The 21,239-nt window shown below is 69.3% G+C and carries 17 protein-coding genes; 4 read left to right on the top strand and 13 right to left on the bottom strand.

What is annotated here, in order from left to right:
- Positions 1–9: 9 nt before the first annotated feature.
- The 4 genes from PV364_RS30675 to PV364_RS30660 all read right to left on the bottom strand — a co-directional run bounded on the left by PV364_RS30675 (position 10) and on the right by PV364_RS30660 (position 2,627).
- Positions 10–651 (bottom strand): hypothetical protein, encoded by a 642-nt coding sequence (locus PV364_RS30675; RefSeq protein ID WP_319663716.1) that lies wholly within the window; start codon positions 649–651, stop codon positions 10–12.
- A complete protein-coding gene (gene istB / locus PV364_RS30670) occupies positions 641–1,345 on the bottom strand; it encodes an IS21-like element helper ATPase IstB (protein WP_415924623.1) in 705 nt (234 codons plus the stop codon). The genes PV364_RS30675 and istB overlap by 11 nt, the downstream gene beginning before the upstream one ends.
- A gap of 590 nt (positions 1,346–1,935) precedes the next feature.
- Positions 1,936–2,307 carry a fic family toxin-antitoxin system, toxin component gene (locus PV364_RS30665; protein ID WP_319663714.1) on the bottom strand — a complete coding sequence of 124 codons (372 nt, stop codon included), beginning with the start codon at positions 2,305–2,307 and terminating at the stop codon, positions 1,936–1,938.
- Entirely contained in the window at positions 2,304–2,627 is a 324-nt protein-coding gene (locus PV364_RS30660; RefSeq protein WP_319663713.1) for a DUF1778 domain-containing protein, read from the bottom strand. The genes PV364_RS30665 and PV364_RS30660 overlap by 4 nt, the downstream gene beginning before the upstream one ends.
- A gap of 989 nt (positions 2,628–3,616) precedes the next feature.
- Here PV364_RS30660 and PV364_RS30655 point away from each other — a divergent pair.
- Positions 3,617–4,006, top strand: a complete 390-nt coding sequence (locus PV364_RS30655) for a VOC family protein (RefSeq protein ID WP_319663712.1) — start codon at positions 3,617–3,619, stop codon at positions 4,004–4,006.
- 830 nt (positions 4,007–4,836) lie between these two features.
- A complete protein-coding gene (locus PV364_RS30650; protein ID WP_319663711.1) occupies positions 4,837–5,883 on the top strand; it encodes a cytochrome P450 in 1,047 nt (348 codons plus the stop codon).
- 1,341 nt (positions 5,884–7,224) lie between these two features.
- On the opposite strand, the gene PV364_RS30645 is transcribed toward PV364_RS30650, so the two are convergent.
- Together PV364_RS30645 and PV364_RS30640 are read right to left on the bottom strand one after the other, a co-directional pair.
- On the bottom strand, positions 7,225–9,366 hold the full coding sequence (locus PV364_RS30645; RefSeq protein WP_319663710.1) for a glycoside hydrolase family 27 protein: 2,142 nt from the start codon (positions 9,364–9,366) through the stop codon (positions 7,225–7,227).
- A gap of 1,060 nt (positions 9,367–10,426) precedes the next feature.
- On the bottom strand, positions 10,427–10,879 hold the full coding sequence (locus PV364_RS30640) for a VOC family protein (protein WP_319663709.1): 453 nt from the start codon (positions 10,877–10,879) through the stop codon (positions 10,427–10,429).
- A gap of 761 nt (positions 10,880–11,640) precedes the next feature.
- Here PV364_RS30640 and PV364_RS30635 point away from each other — a divergent pair.
- Complete coding sequence (locus tag PV364_RS30635) at positions 11,641–12,303, top strand: SDR family oxidoreductase (RefSeq protein WP_319663708.1); 663 nt, start codon at positions 11,641–11,643, stop codon at positions 12,301–12,303.
- Positions 12,304–12,540: 237 nt separating this feature from the next.
- On the opposite strand, the gene PV364_RS30630 is transcribed toward PV364_RS30635, so the two are convergent.
- The 3 genes from PV364_RS30630 to PV364_RS30620 are packed head-to-tail and all read right to left on the bottom strand — an operon-like array spanning position 12,541 to position 15,486.
- Positions 12,541–13,080, bottom strand: a complete 540-nt coding sequence (locus tag PV364_RS30630) for a hypothetical protein (protein WP_319663707.1) — start codon at positions 13,078–13,080, stop codon at positions 12,541–12,543.
- Positions 13,077–14,042 carry an RNA polymerase subunit sigma-70 gene (locus PV364_RS30625; RefSeq protein WP_319663706.1) on the bottom strand — a complete coding sequence of 322 codons (966 nt, stop codon included), beginning with the start codon at positions 14,040–14,042 and terminating at the stop codon, positions 13,077–13,079. Before PV364_RS30625 ends, PV364_RS30630 begins: the two co-directional genes overlap by 4 nt.
- Positions 14,032–15,486 (bottom strand): MFS transporter, encoded by a 1,455-nt coding sequence (locus tag PV364_RS30620; RefSeq protein WP_319663705.1) that lies wholly within the window; start codon positions 15,484–15,486, stop codon positions 14,032–14,034. The genes PV364_RS30625 and PV364_RS30620 overlap by 11 nt, the downstream gene beginning before the upstream one ends.
- Positions 15,487–15,663: 177 nt before the next feature.
- Here PV364_RS30620 and PV364_RS30615 point away from each other — a divergent pair, with 177 nt between their 5' ends.
- A complete protein-coding gene (locus tag PV364_RS30615; protein ID WP_319663703.1) occupies positions 15,664–16,233 on the top strand; it encodes a dihydrofolate reductase family protein in 570 nt (189 codons plus the stop codon).
- Between the two features lie 19 nt (positions 16,234–16,252).
- Here PV364_RS30615 and PV364_RS30610 read toward each other — a convergent pair whose 3' ends face one another.
- From PV364_RS30610 to PV364_RS30595, 4 genes are all read right to left on the bottom strand, one after another.
- Complete coding sequence (locus PV364_RS30610; protein ID WP_319663702.1) at positions 16,253–18,013, bottom strand: MGH1-like glycoside hydrolase domain-containing protein; 1,761 nt, start codon at positions 18,011–18,013, stop codon at positions 16,253–16,255.
- Between the two features lie 81 nt (positions 18,014–18,094).
- Positions 18,095–18,922, bottom strand: a complete 828-nt coding sequence (locus PV364_RS30605) for a carbohydrate ABC transporter permease (protein ID WP_319663701.1) — start codon at positions 18,920–18,922, stop codon at positions 18,095–18,097.
- Positions 18,919–19,896, bottom strand: coding sequence for a sugar ABC transporter permease (locus PV364_RS30600; RefSeq protein ID WP_319663700.1), 978 nt, complete (start codon positions 19,894–19,896; stop codon positions 18,919–18,921). The genes PV364_RS30605 and PV364_RS30600 overlap by 4 nt, the downstream gene beginning before the upstream one ends.
- A 21-nt stretch (positions 19,897–19,917) precedes the next feature.
- Positions 19,918–21,165 carry an extracellular solute-binding protein gene (locus PV364_RS30595; RefSeq protein WP_319663699.1) on the bottom strand — a complete coding sequence of 416 codons (1,248 nt, stop codon included), beginning with the start codon at positions 21,163–21,165 and terminating at the stop codon, positions 19,918–19,920.
- Positions 21,166–21,239: the final 74 nt, after the last annotated feature.

Here is a 21,239-nt window from a genome sequence, read left to right as displayed (position 1 = left end):
AGGGCCTGCTCAGGGAGTCCTCCGCAGAGGGACGACGTCGGTGCGGTGATGGGGCATGGTCGGCCGGGCGGCCTCCGGGGTGGCCAGTAGCGCGACGATGGTGATCGGTTGTTGGCAGTGCGGGCAGTTCCGGGTCGCGGTCGGCTCCAGGGGGTCGCGGACCGGCGCCTGCTGCCGCGTGCTTGTCCGGGCGGGTGGCGGCGGTGGGGGCAGCTCGATCCGGGCTGGCAGCGCGGGCGGCGCCGACTGGGCGAGGCGTCGGTCCCGTTCCTCGTTGAGGGCCTGGTCACGGACGCGTTCGGCTTCCTGGCGGCAGGCCATCGAGCAGTAGACGGTTCGGACGGTCTTTGGTGCTTGGAAGGGGTTGTCGCAAACCGGGCAGAGGCGAGCCTCCTTCTGTTCCTCGCTGCGACGGAACTCGACCAGGCACTCGGCCGAGCAGAACTTCCTCTTCCGGCTCAGGTCGGTGTTGAACTCCTTGTCGCACTGCGGGCAGACCCGTTGCTTGGGCAGGTGCGCGCAACCCTTCTCGCGGCAGACCGGTGAACAGTATTTGCGGCGGCTGGCCGCCGAGTCGACTGTGAAGCTGGCGCCGCACTCGGGGCAGGTCCGGTCCAACTCGCCTGCGGGGCTGATGGGTTCAAAAGACACGGGCGTTCACTCCCTGGCGAAGCGTCTCGGCGCGGGACTGGTGGTGGCGGAGCCGGTAGGACGGGCCGTCGATGCCGACGACGGTGGCCCGGTGCAGGAGCCGGTCCAGCATCGCCGCCGCGACCGTCGCGTCCCCGAATGCCGAGGCCCAATCAGCAATGCCGACGTTGGTACTCAAGATCGTCGAGGACTTCAGATACCTCTGGTTGATCACCTGGAACAGCGCCGAGGCGCCGTCCTCGGGCAACGGGAGGTAGCCCAGCTCGTCCACGATCAAAAGCCTGGGACCTGCGAAGAAGTTCATGCACGACTTCCAGCGGCCCTCCAGTGCCGCCTTGTGGCAGCGGGCCGCGAGCTCCGCCGCGGTGGTGAAGTAGACCCGGTGGCCGGCGTCGACCGCAGCCCGGCCGAGTGCGACCGACAGCATCGTCTTGCCGACGCCGGGCGGGCCGACGAACAACGCGTTCGACGCGTCGTCCAGGAACCGCAGGGTGGCCAGGTCGCGGATCAGCTTCTCGTCGACGCCGGGCTGGGCGGAGAAGTCGAAGTCCGCCAGCGTCCAGGGCTCAGGCAGGCAGGCGAACCGCTCCCTCGCGGCCAGCGTGCGGGCCTCGGTGGCCTCGACCTCGATCTCCAGCAGCCGCTCCAGCGCGGCCGTCATGGACAAGTTCTCGCCGCGGGCCTGGTCCAGCACCCGCGGCGCCGACGGCGCGCATGCAGGTGGTGCAGTAGTCCTCGGGGGTAACGCCTGGTGTGTGCAGCGCCTTTTCGCTCAAGGCCTGTCCGCACAGAGTGTTGCCGTTGCAGTCGACGGCATGCCACAACTGCCGGGTCCCTATCTCGGTTGCTACGTGTTCGGGGCTCATGTGGTACATCGGCCACCTCCCGCTCGAACGCGGATGCGGTTCAGGGCCATGAGACCAAAACGGTGGCGGGGCGGCGACTCCTATCGGCCGAACGGGTGTACGCCGGGAGCCGCTCGTGTCGGTGGCCAAAGGACGGTGCACGTCACGGCAACGGCCACGCCGCGGCAACAGGATGCGCTCAGCGGAAGTCCACGGGCGTAGGCGTCGGTCCCGAAGGAGGGTTCAGGATCCGGTACTGCCGGTTAGAAGTTGCGGCCCTGGAAGGTCCGTACGCCCTATACCTGGAGCCGGAGTCCGGCAGCACGTGGACGCGGCTTCCTCCCAATGATCCGTAGCTCTACAGAGGTCGGCCATCAGCGGTCAGACAGGCTGCGGGGAAGCCCATGGGGGCCGGGCCGTCCCCACGATGTCGTCGCCGTTACCGGACGGTCCATCCGCGCAGCGTCACGGCGATCTCCTTGACGGTGACCAGGCCGGCTTCCGCGTCGCGGACGAGAGCCGCGGCGTCTTTGGGCGGGTAGTCCAGGCGGTGGCCCTGCAAGGCCAGAAACCCGACGGTACTGACCCATGCGAACTGCAGGTTCGAGTGCTCCAGGCAGGGGATCCGCGCGAGTTCATGCATGAGCGCGGCCGCTTTGAGGTGGTCCGAGCCGTAGCAGTCTTGGTCCATGGCGCTGGAGTGGACACGGGCGACCGCGGCGTAGAGCACGCCCAGTTCGTGCACCTGTGGGTCGCCGTCGATCTGCTCGGCGGCGTGCAGCAGGAACGGCACGTCGATGCTGTGGATCACGCGGCGTTCCCGTGGCCCGCCTCGGCACGGTCCAGCTCGGCCAGGCGGCGCTCTGCGGCCAGCGCGGCCGCGTGCCGGTCGGTGTCGGGTTGGTCGTCGCCGAGCTCGGCGAAGGCCTCGCGGGTGTACTCCGAGGCTTGCCGGGCAGCGTCCAGGAAGATCTTCTCGACTGCCGTGGCGCGCTCGTAGGCGGCCGAAAGCACATACTCCTGCATGCTCACCCCGGCGGCCTTCGCGGCCCCGGCGATGGCGTCGTACTGCTCCGGGGTGGGGAACCTGAGGCTCATGGCCTTCTTCTCGGCCTTCTCGGATGCGCTCATGGTGGCAACGGTAGCACTGGTGTCATTCCCGTAGGGAGGGGATTCGGCGGGCCGGACAGCACGCGAGGCTGCGGCTCCCGGACACAGTGCAGGACCACCGGGGCGGGCTCGGGGTCGACCGGAGCGGGCGGCGCCGGGCTCGACAGCCGCAGTAACCGGCTCGGGACCCTCGCCGGTGCCGTCCTCGCCGCGGATCTGCGGGACCGCCTCGATCTCCGGACATGGCGGCCCCTCCTCGCAGGCGTGGGCATGATCGCCGCGAAGGTGCCGCATCTGCTGGGTGCGCCGTGACTCCTCGTCGAGATAGCCGACGCGGCCGATGTCGTGCTGGGGGCCACCGTGGTGTTCCTTGTCCTGAGGTCAGTGCGCCGCCGGAGGCGCCCACTTCGCCCACTTGGCACGATGGTCGGCACCGATGCCGCCGCCAAGAACAGGGCCGAGGCGGGCCAGGCAAGCGACGCGCCCACCTTCCCCACACCCGAGCAGATGTTCGCACCCGTCCACCGCCACCACATCGCTGGGACAAGCACGCCACGAAGCAGCCCGTGCAGCGGCGCCACCGATCGGCCCGTAGAGGCTCGGTGCGCACCCCACGACACCCCGGCGGTTGAGCGAGATGGCTGACGTCTCAACTCTGCGGGCGCAGGCCCGCTGGCTACGCAACCTGCCGCATCGGACATGCCCTACGCCGGGGTTGAGTGGGCGACGATGCTGATCGTCGCTGCGGCAAAGTGACCGTCGCCGCATGCTCCGGCCCTCCCGGTGGGCTGAGCTGCACCACGCTCCGCGCAGTCCGCAGTCGCGTGATCGAGCGGTCTGAGTTCCTCGAGTGCCTGCCCTCGGGCTTCCGGGAAGGAGGCGACGTCAGGCGTTCGCCTCTCGGTATCGGGCCTGCGTCAGGGCGGCCGTGCTTCCAGGGTCTGCCGTGGGTTGTCAGTGGACGGTCGTAGGCTGTGTTCTCCGTTACCGGCAACGAACTGGGAGCTGTCATGAGCGCATGGGCCGAGGGCATCGCCGCCAGCACCATCTTTGTCGAAGACCTGTCCGCCTCGAAGAAGTTCTATCTGAATGTCTTCGAGGCCCCGATCCTCTTCGAGGACGAGCACTCCGTCGCTTTTAAGTTCGGCGGGACGATCATCAACTTGTTGCGGACGACGCACGTTCCGGAACTCATCGATCCGGCGACTGCGGCCCCGCGAGAGGCGGGTGTGCGCTTGCTCTTCACCGTCGAGGTGGACGACGTTGACGCGAAGTGCGCGGAGCTCGCCGCGGCAGGCGTTGAGCTCGTCAACGGGCCGATGGACAGGCGCTGGGGTCCGCGTACCGCCAGCTTCCGAGACCTGGACGGCTACATGTGGGAGATCGCCCAGGGCCAGTGACCCGCTGACGAGGCACCGCTGGCTGCCCAGGCTTGCCGCCCTGCTACTTCTGCAGTCATGGCCGGCCTGCCCCAGGCGGCCGCCACCTCGAGGCACCGCTCGCCGTATCGATCCGAAGGCACGCGTTCGAGTCGCCGCTTCCACCAGCAGGAGCCAGCGTGCTGCGGCTGACGGACATTCCGAGGACTCTGGCGATGCTGACCCCGGCCGGGCCCATGAGGGCCAAACCGACTACAGCGAGGGCGGATCGCGGCCGTGGCGTCCGCTGGGACTGCCTGCCCGGCGTCTCGGCCGGGCAGTTACTCGACGAGGGTGCAACGTACGCAGTCCGAGTTCCCGCAGGCGAAGCGACGAATCCCCAGCTGAAACAACGCTTCGGCCACCATCCGGAGCGTGTCGACACGCGCCATCTCGTTCACGTTTACGCACAGCACCTCGACGTCCGCGATCGACGGGAACACCAACTCCTCCAGCCATTGCCGGCATCCCTGGAAGCCGCCTGCCAGGAACTACGCCGACCGCAAAATCCCTGCAAGACCCGCCCTCTACACGGTCCAGGACATTGGGCAGCTCATCGTCAAAATGCGAAGTGAGTGAGAAAAGAGTAGTTTTTCGTTGGCGCCAACACAGTGGATACACAGTGCGATGCGACAGTTACTGCTCGCAAGATCCGTCCGGTGTGCTGGACAGGGCCTGCGAGCGGTGCGGGAGGGGCCTTGATGAGCAGGATGGAAATGCTCAGGTTCCGGCGAGATCCATTGGGGTTCATCGAAGACTTCTGTCACCGCAGTCCGTCGGGAGTGTTTCGTCTGCCGTGGGGCACCTGGTGTGTGGGCGATCCCGACCTGGCACTCCGGGTGCTCCGCGACCCGGTCTTCAACTCGGAACGGTCCACCTTCTTCGGGGACCTGCTGCCCTCAAGGCCAGCCCAGACCGAGTTCGGCCGCGCCGTACGAAAACTGATGCGGGCGCATTTGCCCGAGTACCGGGACAACGTGGCCAGGGCCGTGGCCGGACTCCCCGAGGCCAGTCAATGGCCGGGAGCCGGAACGATGCTGGCGTACCAGTGCACTGCGGACATGCTCCTACACCCCCAGGTCTCACCACCGTTGCACCGGTTGTTGGCTCAAGCCGTACGCATCGGCATATTGCTCCGCGCGCCGCGCTTGAGGCAGCGGGCACGGGTCGAGATGCTGCGCCCGAAGCTGAAGCGAGCCCTGGCCGAACAGGTGACACTTCGCCGGGAGGAGGGCATCCGTGCCGACGAGCCGCGCGACATGCTGGACACCGCGATCGGCGCGTGCCCCAACGAGGTCACCAGCCCCGCCGTAGCCGACCTGTACCTGCAGATGTACTCGGCAATCGTTGAGACCGTCGGCCACTCGGTGGCGTGGTCACTGCTGCTGGCCTGCCTCCACAACACACCGGGTTCCCCGTGGCCATGGCCCGCCGACTGGATCGCCCGCGAGGCGGCACGACATCGTCCGGTGGTCTGGATGGTCGGCCGTCCCGTCCCCCACCCCATCGAATTCGGCGGCATCTCCTTCCAGCCCGACGCGGTCCTGTCCGTCAGCCCCTACCTCTTGCACCATGACAAAACCCGCTGGGCCCAGCCCGACATGTTCCGGCCGCAACGCTGGGCCGAACCAGGTGGACACGGCCCCTACCTGCCCTACAGCACCGGCCCTTTCACCTGCGCCGGAGCGGCGGTCGCGCACACCATGATCGTGGACACCGTGAGCGCCCTCACGAGCGACGCACACCTGACCGTCACAGGCGGCAACATGTCCCCGTTCGTGACCAACGCCGCGGTCTGCCGCCCCTTCGCCCTCCACCGGACCCCCAAGCCTTCGACTCACACGCTCGGAAGGAGGTGAACAACCATGATCGCTGCTATCCGGCGCATCATCAGGAACACCCCCGTCTCCAATTGGGACCCGTCCTGGGGGTGACCTAGCGGTCTGATTCCGCCCACCTGAGTGGCCTGCACGTCGAACGCAACCGCATGCAGGCCACTTGCCCTGACGTGCGATCCCGGCTCTGAGCACCGCAAGTCAAGCCAGGTGCCGCTTACGAGTGCGGGCCCGTCGGGCGGGATGGCGGGCCGTCCCGGTTTTCGATCACCAGGCGACCTGCTGTCCGGAGCAATCGTCAGCGCCGCCGGCAGTGGCGTCACGTGTCGCCGTGCGGCGCTGGCTGCTGGTCCAGCTGCTCGGTCGCAGGCGGCCGGTGTGGGTGTTCCCGTTCCTGGTGTCCGTCTCCGCGCTGGGCGCCCTACTGCTCCATGGGTACGTGAACGTGAGCGATCTCGGTCCAGCGCAACGTGCACGAGCCGTTTTGAGGGCTGAAGAGGACCGGCAGCGCTATCGCCCACGCCGTCGGCGCTGTGGCCTCGCTCGTGGGCCTTCTGATCACCGGGCCGCCACGCTCTGCGTCCACTCGGGCCGGTGCTCCGCCGGGCGGCAGGGCCGACCGGCGCGGGCGGCTGATCACCTGCCGCGCCTGTCGCGAGCGGGGGCCCAGCGCCAGCGTCGCCACGTTGGCCATGAGCGGCTTGATGCTCGAACTCCCAAGCGCGCCCAGAACCGAAACCGGAGCGAGCAGCGCAGGAAGATGGCCAGCACACCGCAGTGTCAAGGGACAGTAGGTCAGTGCCGCGGTCCAATCGGGCAGATGGTCCGCCGAATTCCTTGACGGTGCCCCGCAGCACCGTTCGCCAAGACTTCTTGGCCAGATCAGAGGGCTTCTCCGCCTGTGCCCGTGTACCGCCACCGGTCACCGCTTCAGCGTCGCCGCTGACGTGCCGTCTCATCTGAGTCACCGCCATGCTGGGTTGGAACCCAGCGAGTAGGCCGAGGGTTTGCTGTACTGTCTCGACCACCCGCGCGACATGAGACTCGGCCCCACGGCACGTCGCCTCCGATCTTCTGCACCCCGACACCGTCTCACTCAAGCGCCTGTACGCCCATCCTCATCAAGCACTGCACCCGGCGCGCACACCTCGCCAGCATCAGTGTTGGGGGAAAACGCCTTGGACCGCCTCAACGGCGAGCGTTGCAGGGTGGAGAGTCGTCCGCGTACTGGATGTACGCGGACGGCCCCGGCCACCCCGCGTGGCGCCGTACCGCGCCCGGCGCCGTCGTCGCGCCTTGCGTCAGCGCTTTCGGATCACGCCCCTGTGCGGCTCCGGCAGCCCGACGGTCAGGCTGCCGGATCCGTCACAGTCGGCTCTGGTAAACGACCCCGTTGACCCCGCGGTAGGCGATCAGCACGGTGTTGTCGGGTGCCGCGACCCCGCCGAGCGACCCTTCGAACACCGCGCTCACGAACGGCGGACGGGAGAACCAGCCACCCCAGGCGCCGTTTCCGCCGGCGGAGTAGTTACGCTGCCAGAGGGTGTAGTCGGCAGCTCGGGCGAAGAGGTAGACGCTGCCGCCCGCGGCCACCAACGTCGGGCTGCCGCTGACCGTACCGCCGAGCGAGGTCCAATCCGACCAAGAGCCTGACGCCGAACGCACGCGCTCCCAGATCGAATCGTCGGCCGTCCGAACGGCGACGTGGGTGCGGCCCGCCGAGTCGGTAACGGCCGAGGGCCGCCCGTACGTCGCGGCGCCACCGGGCGCGCCTACCGAGCTCCATGCCCCGGCCGGACCGGTCTGCCAGACGAGGCCGTCGGCGCCGCGCGCGAAGACTGTCCAGTCGCCCGGCCCCCGGAAGGCGACGCTGGGGGCATCCGTGATCTGTCCGCCGATGCTCTGCCAGGCCCCCCAAGTCCCGTTGGTGCCGCCACTGAAGGTCCTGAGATACGTGGCGTCGTCCGTGCCTCGTACGAACACGTCGATCCGTCCGCCGGACGAGCCGTACGCAGCCGGCTGGCCAAGGATCGAACCCGAGACGGGGCCGCCCAGGTTCACTGAGGCACCCGTCCACGATCCGTCGCTTCCCGTGCGCTGGATCAGAGCGCCGTTCGCGTCACGGGTGAACGCGGTGAGTGTGGTCCCATTGGCCACGATCGCCGGGCTGGCCGAGGAACCCGTCCCCAGCGGGACACCGGGGGCGGCGTCCGTGCCGGACAGCTTGAAGAAGGCGGTGCCATGGGCGGGGACCGTGACGGTGAACGACCCGGTGTATGTCCCCCGGTCCTGGCGAGCCCGCAGGTCGCGGACGCTTATGCTCCCGGTCAGCCCGGCGTCGGCGAAGGTGACCGTGCGCTGGACGGGAGAGTTCGAGCGGTTGAGCAGCACGACCGCGCGCTTGCCGGCGCCCTGGAGGACCTTGCTGTAGACGTCGCCAGTGGAGTCGGTGGCGACCCGTACACCCTGAACGGCCAGGGGGTCCTGGTCGACCGCGAGGATATCGGGGTTGCGCAGAGTGTCGATCATCGACTGAGGAAGGGTGCGCGGGTCGGAGCCGATCACCAGCGGGGCGCCCATGACCGACCAGAGCACGAGCTGGGAGGTCGACTCCTCCTCGTTCAGCTCGTACGAGCCGTTCGCGGTCTTCCTCATGGGCAGCAGGTAGTCCGGGTCGTTGTAGTGGCCCGGGCCCTGCGCTTCGGGGTGCCAGGCGTTCGCGTCGGCGCTGCGCAGGATGTTGGTCCACACCCCGGCGGAGGGAGTGCCGAGGGCGAGGTCGGTGCCCGTGCGCCAGGAGTCTCCTGTCGTCGGGCCGTAGATGTACGTGTTGTGCGCGTCCTGGGCCGGGGTGTGGGAGAGCGCCCAGTCGTCGGTGAGGGGGTTGCAGATGTTCAGCAGCATCGGTCGCCCCACCTTGGCCAGGGCGTCGCTGAACTCCTTGAACGCGGGGCCCGGGTCGAGCTTCGCGCCGATCCCGCACAGGAAGTCGACCTTGACCGCGTCGAACTTCCAGTCCGCGAACTGTTTCGCGTCCTGCTCGTAGTACCCGCGACTCCCGAGCCCGCAGCTCTTTCCGCCGTCGTAGGTGCCCGCGTCGGTGTAGATCCCCGCCTTGAGCCCGCGTTGGTGAAGGTACGTCACGAGCGACGGCAGCCCGGACGGGAAACGGGTGGCGTTGGGGGTCAGCCGTCCCTGGCTGTCGCGGGGGGTGTCGGCCTGCCAACCGCCGTCCAGCCAGACGATGTTGTAGCCGCTGTCGCTGAGGCCGCTGCTGACCAGGTGGTCGGCGACGGACTTCACCTCGCTCTCCGTCGGAGCGCCCAGGCCGTAGTAGGTATTCCAGCCCATGTACGGCGTCGGGGCAAGGCCGCTGTTGTAGTAGCGCGGCGCGCCTTGGTCGACGGTGCCGGGAGCGGCCGAGTCGGCCGCTTGCGCCCCTGGCGCGGCCATCCCCACGAGCGCGGTGGCTAGCAGGGCCGCCGCGGCCCGTCGGGCACGCACCATACCTGCACGATGCGAAGTCACTGTGTCTCCAGAGAGTTGGGGGAATCGTCGGCGCCCCGCCCCGCCGAAAGGGGCCACCCGGATCGCGGCGGCGGCGCCACGACGACGACTGTGACCCTGCGTTCTCACCATGTCAACGATTATTACTAATTTATGTTCACGGTCCGGTCAGGCGAGTGCGGCGACATGCCGTCCGCCCTCCCTTGGAGAAGCGCCGCCGCGCCCGGCACTCCGGGCTGGATCCGAGCGCGTGGGCCGGAATTCGAGAGGACACGACACCCCGCCGGCTGACGGGCGGGTGGTGTACGTCGAGAGTTTGGACGGCTTCCCCCGGCACAAGCATCCCAACCGTTCCAGCCAGGGCGGCAACCGAGTTGGCCTTCCTGCCGACCTGCGGACCATGGCGGAACCGCGTCGAGTCGGACTTCGCCGCCCTGTGTCACGTCGCCCTCAACGGCACCGACCCCCGAAGCCATGCAGAGCAGATGCCGCGACCAACGCCGCCTACATCCGCCGGCGGAGTGCCGTGCGGAGCCGTAGTCCGACTCCCGGCTCCCGACTCCCCCATCCGCGGCTGGGCCCAGTACCCGGTCCTGGCGGCTCGACGCGGACCCCGCGCTACAGCTCAACGAGCCGTCCGGCAGCAGGCGGATCCGATGCGGATCCGTGCCGCAGAACCACGTTCGCCAGGAGGAACGGCAGGTCGCGTGACAGGTTCCATGACGGCGAAGGGCGTGTCGGCATCAGGGCACAGACGAAGAGCGCCACCTCGCCGCCTCCGAACGCGTTCCCGTCGAACTCACCGACACCGACTCGTTCGATCTCCCTCAGCCAAAAGGTTCCGGGCCCCGCATAGCAGGGTTGGTGTCCTGGGCCTGGTCAAGCAGCACGAAGTCGACCTTGGGCTCAGGTCCCACCGCGCCCACATCTTCAGATAGTCATCGTGCTTGTGCAGCACCGCCGCAGCATCGAGAGGCTGCAGGTCCGCACCGTCCGGCGCAGGGCTCGTCAGGCGACGCGGGAAAGTCCCTCAGCAAACGCGCCGTCGAGCCCACAGCCTTCACCCTGTGGTAAAGCCGGAAAATGCTTCGTTCGTGAGCTCCTGGAGCTTGGCGAGCGGCACGTCGCGGAGATGCTGCGTGAGCCCCCACCGATGACCGAAGGGATCGAGGAGCTGACCCTCTCTCTCGCCCCAGAAAGCGTCGCTCAACCGGCGAATCACCGTGGCCCCGGCACCGACGACCCGCTGCCAGGTGTCATCGGCATCGTCGACATGCAAGTAGACGGCACCATAGGTGCCGCCGAAGTGCTGCGGCCCGAAGGACCCCATCTCAGGGAATTCGTCGGCAAGCATCAGGGTGAGCGTCCCGATGCGGACCTGGACGTGGATCAGCCGGCCGCCGGGTACCACCAGCCTGGTGAGCTCTGCGGCTCTGAAGGCCTGTTGGTACCAGGCGGATGCCTCGTCCGTGCCGCGAACGGTCAGATGCGGGGTGTGGGAGTTGAACGACATCCGTGCTTCCTCTCTGAGATCTCGGTCCGTCCGGTTCGAGCACGGCATCACACCGCGCCGACGGCCCGACCGATCGACGTCCCTGCTGCGGGAATTGTCAGGCACGAGCCCGACGCACCTCTCAACTGCTCCACGACCGCAGCTTGTCCGGGTTGCGAATCGCCCAGATATGCCGAATGCGGGACTCGTCGATGTCGAACGCGTACACGGTCAGCACCTGATTGCCGTTCATCGCGACGAGGCCCGGTTGGCCATTGACCGTCCGCTCGCGGAGGTCGAGTCGGCCGGCGAGACCCGCCAGGTGTACCAGGAACCCGGCAACCCGGAGGTGGCCTTGGACCAGAGCATTTCAGGCGGCGTGAGGGGTGACGCGGGCTGCCGCAAGGCCCGCAAATGTGTGCTGGCGCACCCGGGGTGCTGCGACGGCCGGCCTCCGGGCAGGGGGCGGGCCGTCGCCGTCGGGGGGCCGGCTGCCCGTTCTCGACGACGTTCGCTGCGCCACGCGAGTCCTCGGTGGCGCGCTCGCGAGAGAAGCCTCGGCCGGAGTGGGGTTCAGGTGAAGCGTGACAACCAGGAGATCGCCGTCATTCGCCTCGTCGTCCGCATGCTGCCCAAGCGCTGCGTGGCGCTGCACCGCTCTGGCCGTACTCGCCACCAGGGCGGTGCGCGCGTACGCCGGCTTTACGGCAACCGCGGGACCCGACCTGCCGCAGCAGCCGCGCACCGCGGCGTAAGCGGTCGCGTGTGGCAAGAATGTCCCCATGCACATTGTGATCGCGGGTGGACACGGAAAGATCGCGCGGCGGCTGACCCGGCTGCTCTCGGCGCGCGGCGACAATGTCACAGGGCTGATCCGAAACCCAGACCACGCCGACGACCTCCGGGCGGACGGCGCGGAACCGGTGGTGTGCGATCTGGAGCGTGCCTCGGTGGACGAGGTGACCAGCCACCTCCGCGGCGCCGACGCGGCACTGTTCGCCGCGGGCGCCGGACCGGGCAGCGGCGCGACTCGCAAGCAGACTGTGGACCGAAACGCGGCCATCCTCCTCGCCGACGCGACTGAGCGCGCCGGGATGCGCCGCTTCCTGGTGATCTCCGCGATGGGCGTGGACAACCCGCCGCCGCCCGGCACCGACCCGGTGTTTGCCGCCTACCTGAAGGCCAAGGGCGAGGCGGACGCCGACATCGCCTCGCGTCCGGGACTGGACTGGACGATTCTGCGCCCGGGGATGCTGACCGACGACCCCGGTAGCGGCCGCGTCACGCTCGCCGAGCACACGGACCGCGGCCAGGTGCCTCGCGATGATGTGGCTGCGGTGCTCGCCGCCCTGCTCCACGAGCCCAGGACCGCGGGGCGCATCCTCGAGCTGCTCAGCGGGGCCACCCCGATCGAGGAGGCGGTGCGTGCCGTGGCCGGCGGCTGACACCGCACTCCGCCCTCGCCCGGGCGCGGGTAACGACTTACATCCAGGCGCCCAGCGCGTAGCCGAGGTCGGCATGCTCACCGCTCCTCCTACCGGAAGGGCTGCATTCAGATCGGCACGCCCGCATCCGTGAACAATTACTCGAGTGCCAGTGCCGGGTGAGCGGACCGGCCGTCGACCGTCGGCCGTCTCCGACTCGCTTTCGGACACGTGGGCGTTCGTCGGAGGGGCCGTCTCCTATCGGGGTCGGCGTCCGAAGAGGGCGAGCAGTCGGTCGGTGGGGTGGCCGGGTCGAGGCGGCGGGAGGGGAGGGGCGAACAGGCCGGTGCGGTCGACGCCTTCGACGACCATTGGGGCGAAGGCGAGCAGCGCCTCGGCCAGCGTCGGCGGCAGGGGTCCGGGGCACCCGGTGGACTGGTTCACGTCCCAGGCGTGCAGGGCCAGTTCGTAGCTCCCCAGAAGAGCTCCCCACCGCACGCGGGCCGTCTCACGGGGCATGGCCGCCACAGCGGTCCGGAGGCGGCGCAGCTCGTCCCGGGCCGGGCCGCAGCCGGGCTCCGGCGGCCGCCCGGGAGGCATGCCTGTCAGGATCTCCCTGGTCGAGGCGGTGGAGTCGGTGATGTGACGCACCAGCGTGGAAAGGTTCCAGCGGGTGCAGGGGGTGGGCGCGTCGGGGTCGGCGAGGGCGGCACGGTGCAGGCTGTCCAGCGCCGCCTCGGACGCCTGGGCGAGCAGGTCCAGCGGGTGCGGCGGGCGGGGTAGGCGCGGCGGGATCATCCGGTCGTACCCGACAGCGTGCGCGGGACGCCGAAGCGGGGGAACAGATCGGGGTGCAGGAAGACCACGACTCGGGAGATCAGGCCGCCCTGGATCTCCAGCACCTCGATGGCGTGCGCCCGGAAGTCGCCGTCGGAGCCCTGCACGTAGGTGGCCACAGCCGGACAGCCGTTGGCCCACAGGGGCAGGGCGCGCCGGGGCTGTCGGAAGACCCGGCGCGTCCAGTGCTCGCGGACGGCGTCACGGCCCCGGAACCAGGTGGCGATGGGCGGCATCTCGTACGTCACGCCATCCCGGAGCAGCTCGGCCAGACGCCGGATGTCGGCGGCCTCGAAAGCGTCCAGGTAGCGGCGCAGCACCTTCTCGTCCAGTTCGGGGTCCGCGGAGACGTCGTCCTCGGCAGGCGGGTCGTCGGCCAGCGCGGCCCGGGCACGTTGCAGCAGGCTGCGGCCGGCGTTGACAGTGATGCCGAGGAACTCGGCGGCTTCGGCGGTCCGGAGTCCGACCACGTCCACGAGGAGCAGCACGGCCCGCTGCCGGGCCGGCAGCCGCTGGAAGGCGGCCACCAGAGCCAGCCGGGTGCTGGCCCGCAGCATCGTGACCTCCGAGGGGTCCTGCGCCTGCCCTGCCCGCTCGGAGGTCGGCAGCGGGGTGAGCCAGGAGACCTCGTCGGCGCGTACGAGGTCCACTCCCCCGTTGTCGGTGGCGGTGCCGAGGCCGGAGGGCAGGACCCTGCGGTGCGTGCTGGCGAGCGCGGACAGGCAGGCGTTGGTGGCGATGCGGTACAGCCACGTGCGCAGGGAGGAGCGGCCGTCGAAGCGGTCGTATCCGCGCCAGCCGCGTAGCAGCGTCTCCTGGACCAGGTCCTCGGCGTCGTGTACCGAGCCGAGCATCCGGTAGCAGTGGGCGAGCAGTTCCTGCCGGTAGGAGGCGGCGAGCGCGTTGAAGTCGTCAGCGGGCACCGAGTTCCTCCCCCACGGATCCGCCGACCGCGCCGCCCGGTGAGGTGACCGGGGTCTCCGCCCGGTGCCGTGCCGGGACGGCCAGCCCGCATGCCGAGCCGGTGAAGGCCAGGGCGGCGGCGACGATGACGGCCGCGGAGAAGCCGTCGGCGAAGGCGTCCGGGGACTGTTCGCCGCCGGCCGCGCCGAAGACGGCTGCCATGACCGCGATGCCGAGGGCCCCGCCGAGTTGGCGCACGGTGTTGAAGGTGCCCGCTGCCTTGCCCATCATGGCGGGGGGTACGGCGGCCGTGACGGCCGTCTGCTGGGCCGGCATGGCCATCGACGTGCCGACGCCGGACAGGACGAGTGCGGCCACCGAGCCGGTGTAGCCCTGGTGCTGATGGGCGTTGACGCCGATCCACAGCAGTCCGACGCCCTGGAGGAGCAGCCCGGCGGAGATCAGGACGCGCGGGCCGATCCGGTCCTGCAACCGGCCGGCGACCGGGGCGACGAAGAACAGCGTCGCCGTCCAGGGCAGGAACCTCAGCCCCGCCTCCAGTGGCGAGTACCCGAGGGCGACCTGCAGATACTGGGCCAGGAAGAAAACGGTGCCGAACAGCGAGGCGGTCAGCATGAGGGTCGACAGATTCCCCGCGGTGAAGGCCGGACGACGCAGCAGGCGGGTCGGCAGCATGGGGTGGACGGCCCTCGCCTGCCGGACGGCGAAGGCTGCCAGTACCACGGCCCCGGCGGCCAGGGCGGCCAGCACCTCCGCGCTCCCCCAGCCCGCGGACCCGGACCGCACCAGCGCCCACACCAGGGCGAACATCGAGGCCGCCGCGAGCACGATGCCCGGGAGGTCGGGAGCGGCGGGCCGTCCGGTGTGCTCCGTGAGCACGGAGCGGGCGATGGGCACGACGACCGCGATGACCGGGACGTTGATCCAGAAGATCCACTGCCAGGCGATCCCCTGGGCCACCGCCCCTCCGACCAGCGGACCGCCGACGACGGCGAGCCCCATGACGGCCGCGTAGACGCCCATGACGGCGCCGCGCTGCCGGGCCGGGGTGGCTTCGGTGAGCAGCGCCAGCGCGGCGGGCGACAGAAGGGCCGCCGCGGCGCCCTGCACCGCCCGGGCGGTGACGAGGACACCGGTGGTGGGGGCGAGGGCGCAGGCCGCCGAGGCGACGGCGAACAGCACCAGGCCCGTCAGATAGGCGCGCTTGCGCCCGATCCGGTCGCCCAACTCGGCCGCGGGGATGAGCAGCGCGGCGAAACCGAGACCGAACGCGTTGACGGTCCATTCCAGATCGTCCATTGAGGCGCCCAGGTCACGCCTGATGGTGTTCAGAGCGGTGGCGACGACCAACTGGTCGAGGGCGACGATGAGTCCGGCCACCGCGGTCAGCCCCAGTACCCAGCGCAGTGCGGGCGGCCTGCCGGTGGCAGCGGGTGCGGTCATGAGGTGTCCTTCCGGTCGTGTTGTCACTGGTACTGACTCGACGACCGTGCCGAATGCATCGCTGGGCCAAATGCGTCCTGCAACCGCGTACGGGCGTCCCGGGACCGCGTGGGGCGGTTGGGGGCTTTCGACACCGAGGCACCGATGCATTCCGGCTCCGACGGAAGTCCAACAGATATGAACCCGATCGATGACAGCCCCCGGCGGCGGCTCCTGCAGACAGCCCTCGTGTCCCTCAACGGAGTCATCGCAGAGCCGCTGAGCTGGGCCGGACCGTACTTCGGGCCCGGCAGCGCCGCGCGCTCCCTGGAGGTCCTGCGGCAATGCGAGGCGATGCTGATGGGACGGCGTACCTACGAGGTCTTCTCCCGTCAGTGGCCGGCCGCGTCCGGCCCCTATGCCCAGCACATCAACACGATGAAGAAGTACGTCTTCTCCTCCACCCTCGATGAGGCGGAATGGACCAACACGACCGTGGTCGCCGCGGATCCCGCGAAAGCCGTGGCCGAACTCAAGCGCACCCCCGGGCGGGATCTGATCGTCTACGGGCATGGACGGTTCGGGCAGACCCTCTGCGACGCCGGCCTCGTCGACGAGCTGAGCCTGACCGTCGTACCCGTCTTCGCGGAGGGCACCACGTTCTACCGGCCCGAATCCCCTGCCCAGGCCTGGGAGCTGGTGAGCGCCGGCCCGGGGCGGGATCCACAGCTCGTATCCCTGACCTACCGCCCGGTGCGCCCGGAGTGAGACGGGCCGCGCCCGCGGGTCAGGCGACGGTGTTTTCGGTCCCGGTGCCCGCAAGGCGGAGCTGGTGGTCACGGGCGAGGAGGAGGTAGCTGCTCGCGGTCCACGTGTAGGCCCGGTCGCGCAGTCCCGTGCCCGTCAGGGCGTCGAAGTTCTCAGCGAACCCGTGGGTCTCACACAGGGCGCGGAAGCGGGCGCTGATGTCGTCCGCCAGCCGGAGGTGACCGGCGCGGCGCAGGCCGTCCTCGATGAGAACGGTGGCGGGGGCCCAGATCGGGCCGCGCCAGTAGCCGTCGGCCGAATAGTGCGGGGAGGTGGTCAGCTCGGTGGCGAGGCCGTACGGGGTCAGGTGGGCCTTGATGTGGTCGGCCAGCGCGCTGGTGACCTCGGCGGGCAGGTGTTCGCCCAGCGCGATGGGCATCAGGTCGAGGAGACTGGCGCTGCTCCAGGTCTGCCCGGTACCGGCCGAGCGCGCGATGAACCTCTCTCCGGTCCAGAGCTGGTCGAGCAGCGCCGCCTGGATTTCCTCGGCTACCCCGACCCATCGGCTCGCCTCGTCCGGTCTGTTCAACTCTCTTGCCAATGATCCGAGTTCGCGGAGTTGAAGGACGAGAAAGGCGGCGAGGTCCGCGGTGACGACCACACGCCCGGGGTCGAAGGTAGTGGCGTTGTCCCACCCGCTGTCGTTGCCGTGCTGGTAGTAGGGCAGTTCGGCGCCGGGCGCACGCCGCACGGTGAGCCAGAAGCCGGTCCAGCGCTCCAGGCGCTCGTACGCCTCGGTCAGTTCGGCCCGGCCCAGGGGGGTTGGCAGACTGCGCCGCAGGTGGCCGAAGGCCCAGCCGTGGATGGGCGGCTTGACGAAGTTGTAGAGGACTTCGGAGTGGGTGACCGAGTCCGGGAGGGCGCCGCTCTCATCCTGGTGGTCGAAGGGCAGGTGGAACTGGTCCCAGGCCAGCTCTGGCGCACCCGGCGCGAGGGCGAGGGCGTTGAAGCAGTGGTCCCAGCTCCAGACCTTGTCCATCCAGTGCTTGGACATCAGCACGCCCGGCCTGGTGACCAGGCCCTTCGCCGCCACGGTCGCCGACCAGACGACGTAGGCTGCGAGTTCGGCGGCAGGGGTGGCTTCCGAACGCCAGGGCGCCACCGCGTCCGCGAAGGCCGCGAACGCCCCCCTCGCGGCCGACGCGATGTCGTCGAACGATGCCGCGGATGCGTAGGGTGGGCGAGCGGTGTCGAGTTCCTCGACCGCGACCTCCCAGCCGCCGTCCGCCTCCGCTGTCACGGTGACACCGCGATCGCTACTGCCCAGGGCCTGGTCTCCGGGCGCGTCCGCGAGGGTGCCGGACAGCACGGTGACCCGGTAGCGGCGGCCGGTCTCGTACGAGGTGAACACGTGCGCGTTCGCGGCCGGGTCGTGGAAGAAGTACGTTCCGCTGAACGGTGTGAGGGTCCGTACGGCGGCGAGGACACCGAAGTCCAGGCCGCTTCCCCGAAGGCGTACGGCGTCCGGGGCCTCATAGGCGAGCTCGACGCGCCCGCTCTCGCCCACCCAGCTGAGCAGGCCCGGTATCGCCTCGACGCGGGTCTCGGCCCGCCCGCCTCCCACCGGGTCCAGGGGGACCAGGCGCAGGACACCGTGCATGCCGTTCTGGTGCGAGACGAGGTGGAGGTCCTCGGCGTACGTCTTCTCCGCGATCACGGGCGAGATGTCGAACCAGGACCCGTACGCGCTGAACGGGATGTCGTGGACGGAGAATGCCGGGCCGGACAGTGCGGCGGTCATGTGGTGTGACTCGTTTCTCGGTCAGGGGGTTCCGGCCGGCCGGCGCGGGAGGGCGCCGGTCGGCGTGGCAGGTCGGGGGACTCAGTCCTTGACGGCGCCGGTGGTCACACCGGCCGCCACATAGCGCTGGGCGAGGACGAGAATGACCGCGGCGGGCAATGACGCCACGACGGCGGTGGCCATGATGGCGTTCCACTCCTGGTTGTTGTTGCCGATGTAGTGGTAGATGCCGAGGGTGATCGGCTCTTGGGCGCCGCCGTTGACCAGGGTGTTGGCGAAGACGAAGTCGGACCAGGACCACAGGAAGGCGAACAGCGAGACCGTGACGACGGCGTTGCGGCTCATCGGCAGGATGATCGACCAGAAGGTCCGCAGGGCCCTCGCTCCGTCCATCTGCGCGGCCTGGAGCAGCTCGCCTGGTATGCCCGACATGAAGGCGGTGAAGATCAGCACCGCGAAGGGGACGGCCAGAGTGGAGTCGGCGACGATCAGCCCGGGCACGGACTGGAGCAGGCCGAGCTGGAGGTAGACGGCGTAGAAGCCCATCGCCATGATGATCCCGGGGATCATCTGGGCGGCCAGCAGGACGAAGCTCAGCAGGCCGCCGCCGCGTGGGCGCAGCTTGGCCAGGGCGTAGCCGGCGGGCGCGGCCAGGGCCACGGTCAGCACGACGGTACCGAGGGCGACCACGAGGCTGGTGCCGAGGTAGGGCAACTGCTCGTTGAGGACGGTGCGGTAGCCGGCCAGGGTGCCGTGGGTGGGGAACAGGTCCGGCGGGCTCTTGCGCATGTCCTGGTCGCGGGTGAGGGACACGTTGATCATCCAGTAGACCGGGAAGAGCATGATCCCGGTCAGCAGCAGGCCGACGGCCGTCTTCCAGCCTGTCTTCGTGACAGCGTCCGCTTTCATGACAGCGCCTGCTTTCGCTGGACGCGGACGTAGATCAGGCCGAACACCAGAGCGGCGACCACGAGCAGGTTGCCGACGGCCGCACCCGGGCCGAAGGCCGGCAGGAGATTGCCGAAACCGAGCTGGTAGGACCAGGTGGCGAAGGTGGTCGACGAGTCCGCTGGGCCGCCCTTGGTCATGATCCAGATGATGTCGAAGACCTTGAGGGTGTAGACGAGGCCCAGCAGCAGCGTGATGGCGGAGACCGGCCGCAGCAGCGGGAAGGTGATGCGCCAGAAGCGCTGCCAGGCGTTCGCGCCGTCGAGGGCGGCGGCCTCGTGCAGTGATCCGGGGATGGATTGCAGACCGCTGTAGAGCACCACGAGATTGAAGGGGACGCCGATCCAGATGTTCGCGATGATCACCGAGGTGAGTGACCAGGACGGCGAGGTCAGCCAGTTCACCGGCCCGATGCCGACGGCGTGCAGAACGGCGTTGACCACGCCCGAGTCGCTGTTGAGCATCCACGACCAGGTGGAGGAGGAGACGATCAGCGGCAGCAGCCAGGGGACCAGGAACAGGGCCCGGAGCGTGGCCGAGAGCCGGAAGTTCTGGTTGAAGAAGACCGCGAGGGCGAGCCCGATGGCGTACTGGAAGACCAGGCATACGGCGGTGAAGACCGCGGTGTGCAGCAGGGCCGGCGCGAAGACCGGGTCGTCGAAGACCTTACGGTAGTTCGCCAGGCCCGTGAACGGCGCGTCGCCCTGGACGAAGGAGCGGACGGTGTAGTCGCGCAGACTCAGGTCGAGGTTGCGGAAGAGCGGATAGGCGTAGAAGAGGGCGAGATAGAGGGTGACCGGGGCGAGGAAGCCCCAGGCTGCCCATTGCGGGGAGGCCGGACGGCGCCGTTCTCGCGCGGTCCGGGTCGAGGCGGCGACCGCCTCGACCCGGTCGAGCGCGGACCGGCGGTCCGAGAGCTGCTTCGTGTCGTTCATCTGCGGACCGCGAATCCCTGGTTACTTGACGGCCGACTGCGCCTCGGACAGCGCAGCCTTGGGCGACTTGGAGCCGCTGAGAGCGGCCTGGACGGCCTTCCACATCTGCTCGGAGATCTTCGGGTACTTGGTGCCCAGGTTGTCGCTGGTACGGCCCCTGGCCGCCCGGACCGCGTCGGCCCACGGCTTCAGGTCGGCGTTTGCGGCCACCTGCTTGTCCTGGACTTCGCTGGTGGGGGCCACGTAGGACAGCGTGGTGTCGGTTTTGTAGAGGGAATCTCCACTGGTCAGGCAAGTGACCAGCTTCTGGGATGTGCCGTAGCGGGCAGAGTCGTTCTGGACCGGGATGGTCACGAACTCGCCACCGGTGGGGGCCGCGGCGTTGCCGCCCTCGGCAGCGGGGATGGGAATCACTCCGTAGTCGAAGCCGGCCTTCTTGGCGTTGGCGAGCTGCCAGGTACCGTTCTCGCCGAAGGCGTAGTCACCGCTGGCGAACTCCTGCCAGCTGGTGGTCTGGGTGTTGTTGAGCACCGAGTTCGGAGCGTAGCCGTTGTCGAGCCAGCCCTTCCACAGGGACAGTGCGGTGACGCCCTGCGCGGAGTCGAGTGCGGTGAGCTTCGCGCCCGAGCCCCAGAACCACGGCAGGAACTGGAAGCTGCCCTCCTCGGTGCCGATCGCCGAGAAGGTGATGCCCTTCTTGCCCGCCTTCTTGACCTTCGCCAGCGCCGCCGTCAGCGACTCCCAGTCCTTGACCGAGGAGGCGTCCACGCCGGCCTTCCTCAGCACCTCTTTGTTGTAGTAGAGGGCCAGGGTGTTGGCGCCGATCGGTGTGCCGTAGGTCTTGCCGCCGGACTGGCCGGCCGCGAGCAGGTTGGCATCGGTCTTGGAGGTGTCCAGCTTGTTGTCGTCGGTCGTGGTGAGCACACCCGCCTCGGCGAGGGTCGACACCACCGGATTGTCGACGATGAGGATGTCCGGGGAGTTGTCCTGCTGGGCCGCCAGCAGGGTCTTGTTGGCCAGGTCGCTGGTGTCGAAGGCCGTCCGCTTGATCTTGACGCCTGCCTTGGTACCGCACTGGTCCAGCAGCTTCGCCCAGTCCGAGTCTTTGGCGAACTGCGGGTACGGGTCCCAGACCGTGTAGGTGCCGCCGGCGGCGTCCTTCGATCCGGAGCTGCCCGAGCCGGAGGAGCAGGCGGTGGCGCTGACGTGCACGGCCAGGATGGTCAGGGCCACGGCGGTCAGACGGCGTTGTCTGGAGGTGCTGTGCATGGCAGGTCCTTTGCTTGTGAGCACGGGTGTGCCGTGACAGGGGTGACGGGGGAAGGCCGGAGCACGCTGAAGGC

This window comes from Streptomyces sp. MI02-7b, from assembly GCF_033793585.1.
In the GTDB taxonomy this organism is placed as follows: domain Bacteria; phylum Actinomycetota; class Actinomycetes; order Streptomycetales; family Streptomycetaceae; genus Actinacidiphila.
This window is presented reverse-complemented; position numbering and strand designations above follow the sequence as displayed.

Bases quoted from the DNA above. Each gene is read 5' to 3' on its own strand.
- PV364_RS30640 (WP_319663709.1), bottom strand. From the start codon at position 10,879: ATGTCGTTCAACTCCCACACCCCGCATCTGACCGTTCGCGGCACGGAC.
- PV364_RS30615 (WP_319663703.1), top strand. From the start codon at position 15,664: ATGAACCCGATCGATGACAGCCCCCGGCGGCGGCTCCTGCAGACAGCC.
- PV364_RS30595 (WP_319663699.1), bottom strand. From the start codon at position 21,165: ATGCACAGCACCTCCAGACAACGCCGTCTGACCGCCGTGGCCCTGACC.
- PV364_RS30620 (WP_319663705.1), bottom strand. From the start codon at position 15,486: ATGACCGCACCCGCTGCCACCGGCAGGCCGCCCGCACTGCGCTGGGTA.
- PV364_RS30610 (WP_319663702.1), bottom strand. From the start codon at position 18,013: ATGACCGCCGCACTGTCCGGCCCGGCATTCTCCGTCCACGACATCCCG.
- PV364_RS30660 (WP_319663713.1), bottom strand. From the start codon at position 2,627: ATGAGCGCATCCGAGAAGGCCGAGAAGAAGGCCATGAGCCTCAGGTTC.
- PV364_RS30655 (WP_319663712.1), top strand. From the start codon at position 3,617: ATGAGCGCATGGGCCGAGGGCATCGCCGCCAGCACCATCTTTGTCGAA.
- PV364_RS30605 (WP_319663701.1), bottom strand. From the start codon at position 18,922: ATGAAAGCGGACGCTGTCACGAAGACAGGCTGGAAGACGGCCGTCGGC.
- PV364_RS30600 (WP_319663700.1), bottom strand. From the start codon at position 19,896: ATGAACGACACGAAGCAGCTCTCGGACCGCCGGTCCGCGCTCGACCGG.
- PV364_RS30635 (WP_319663708.1), top strand. From the start codon at position 11,641: ATGCACATTGTGATCGCGGGTGGACACGGAAAGATCGCGCGGCGGCTG.
- PV364_RS30630 (WP_319663707.1), bottom strand. From the start codon at position 13,080: ATGATCCCGCCGCGCCTACCCCGCCCGCCGCACCCGCTGGACCTGCTC.
- PV364_RS30645 (WP_319663710.1), bottom strand. From the start codon at position 9,366: ATGGTGCGTGCCCGACGGGCCGCGGCGGCCCTGCTAGCCACCGCGCTC.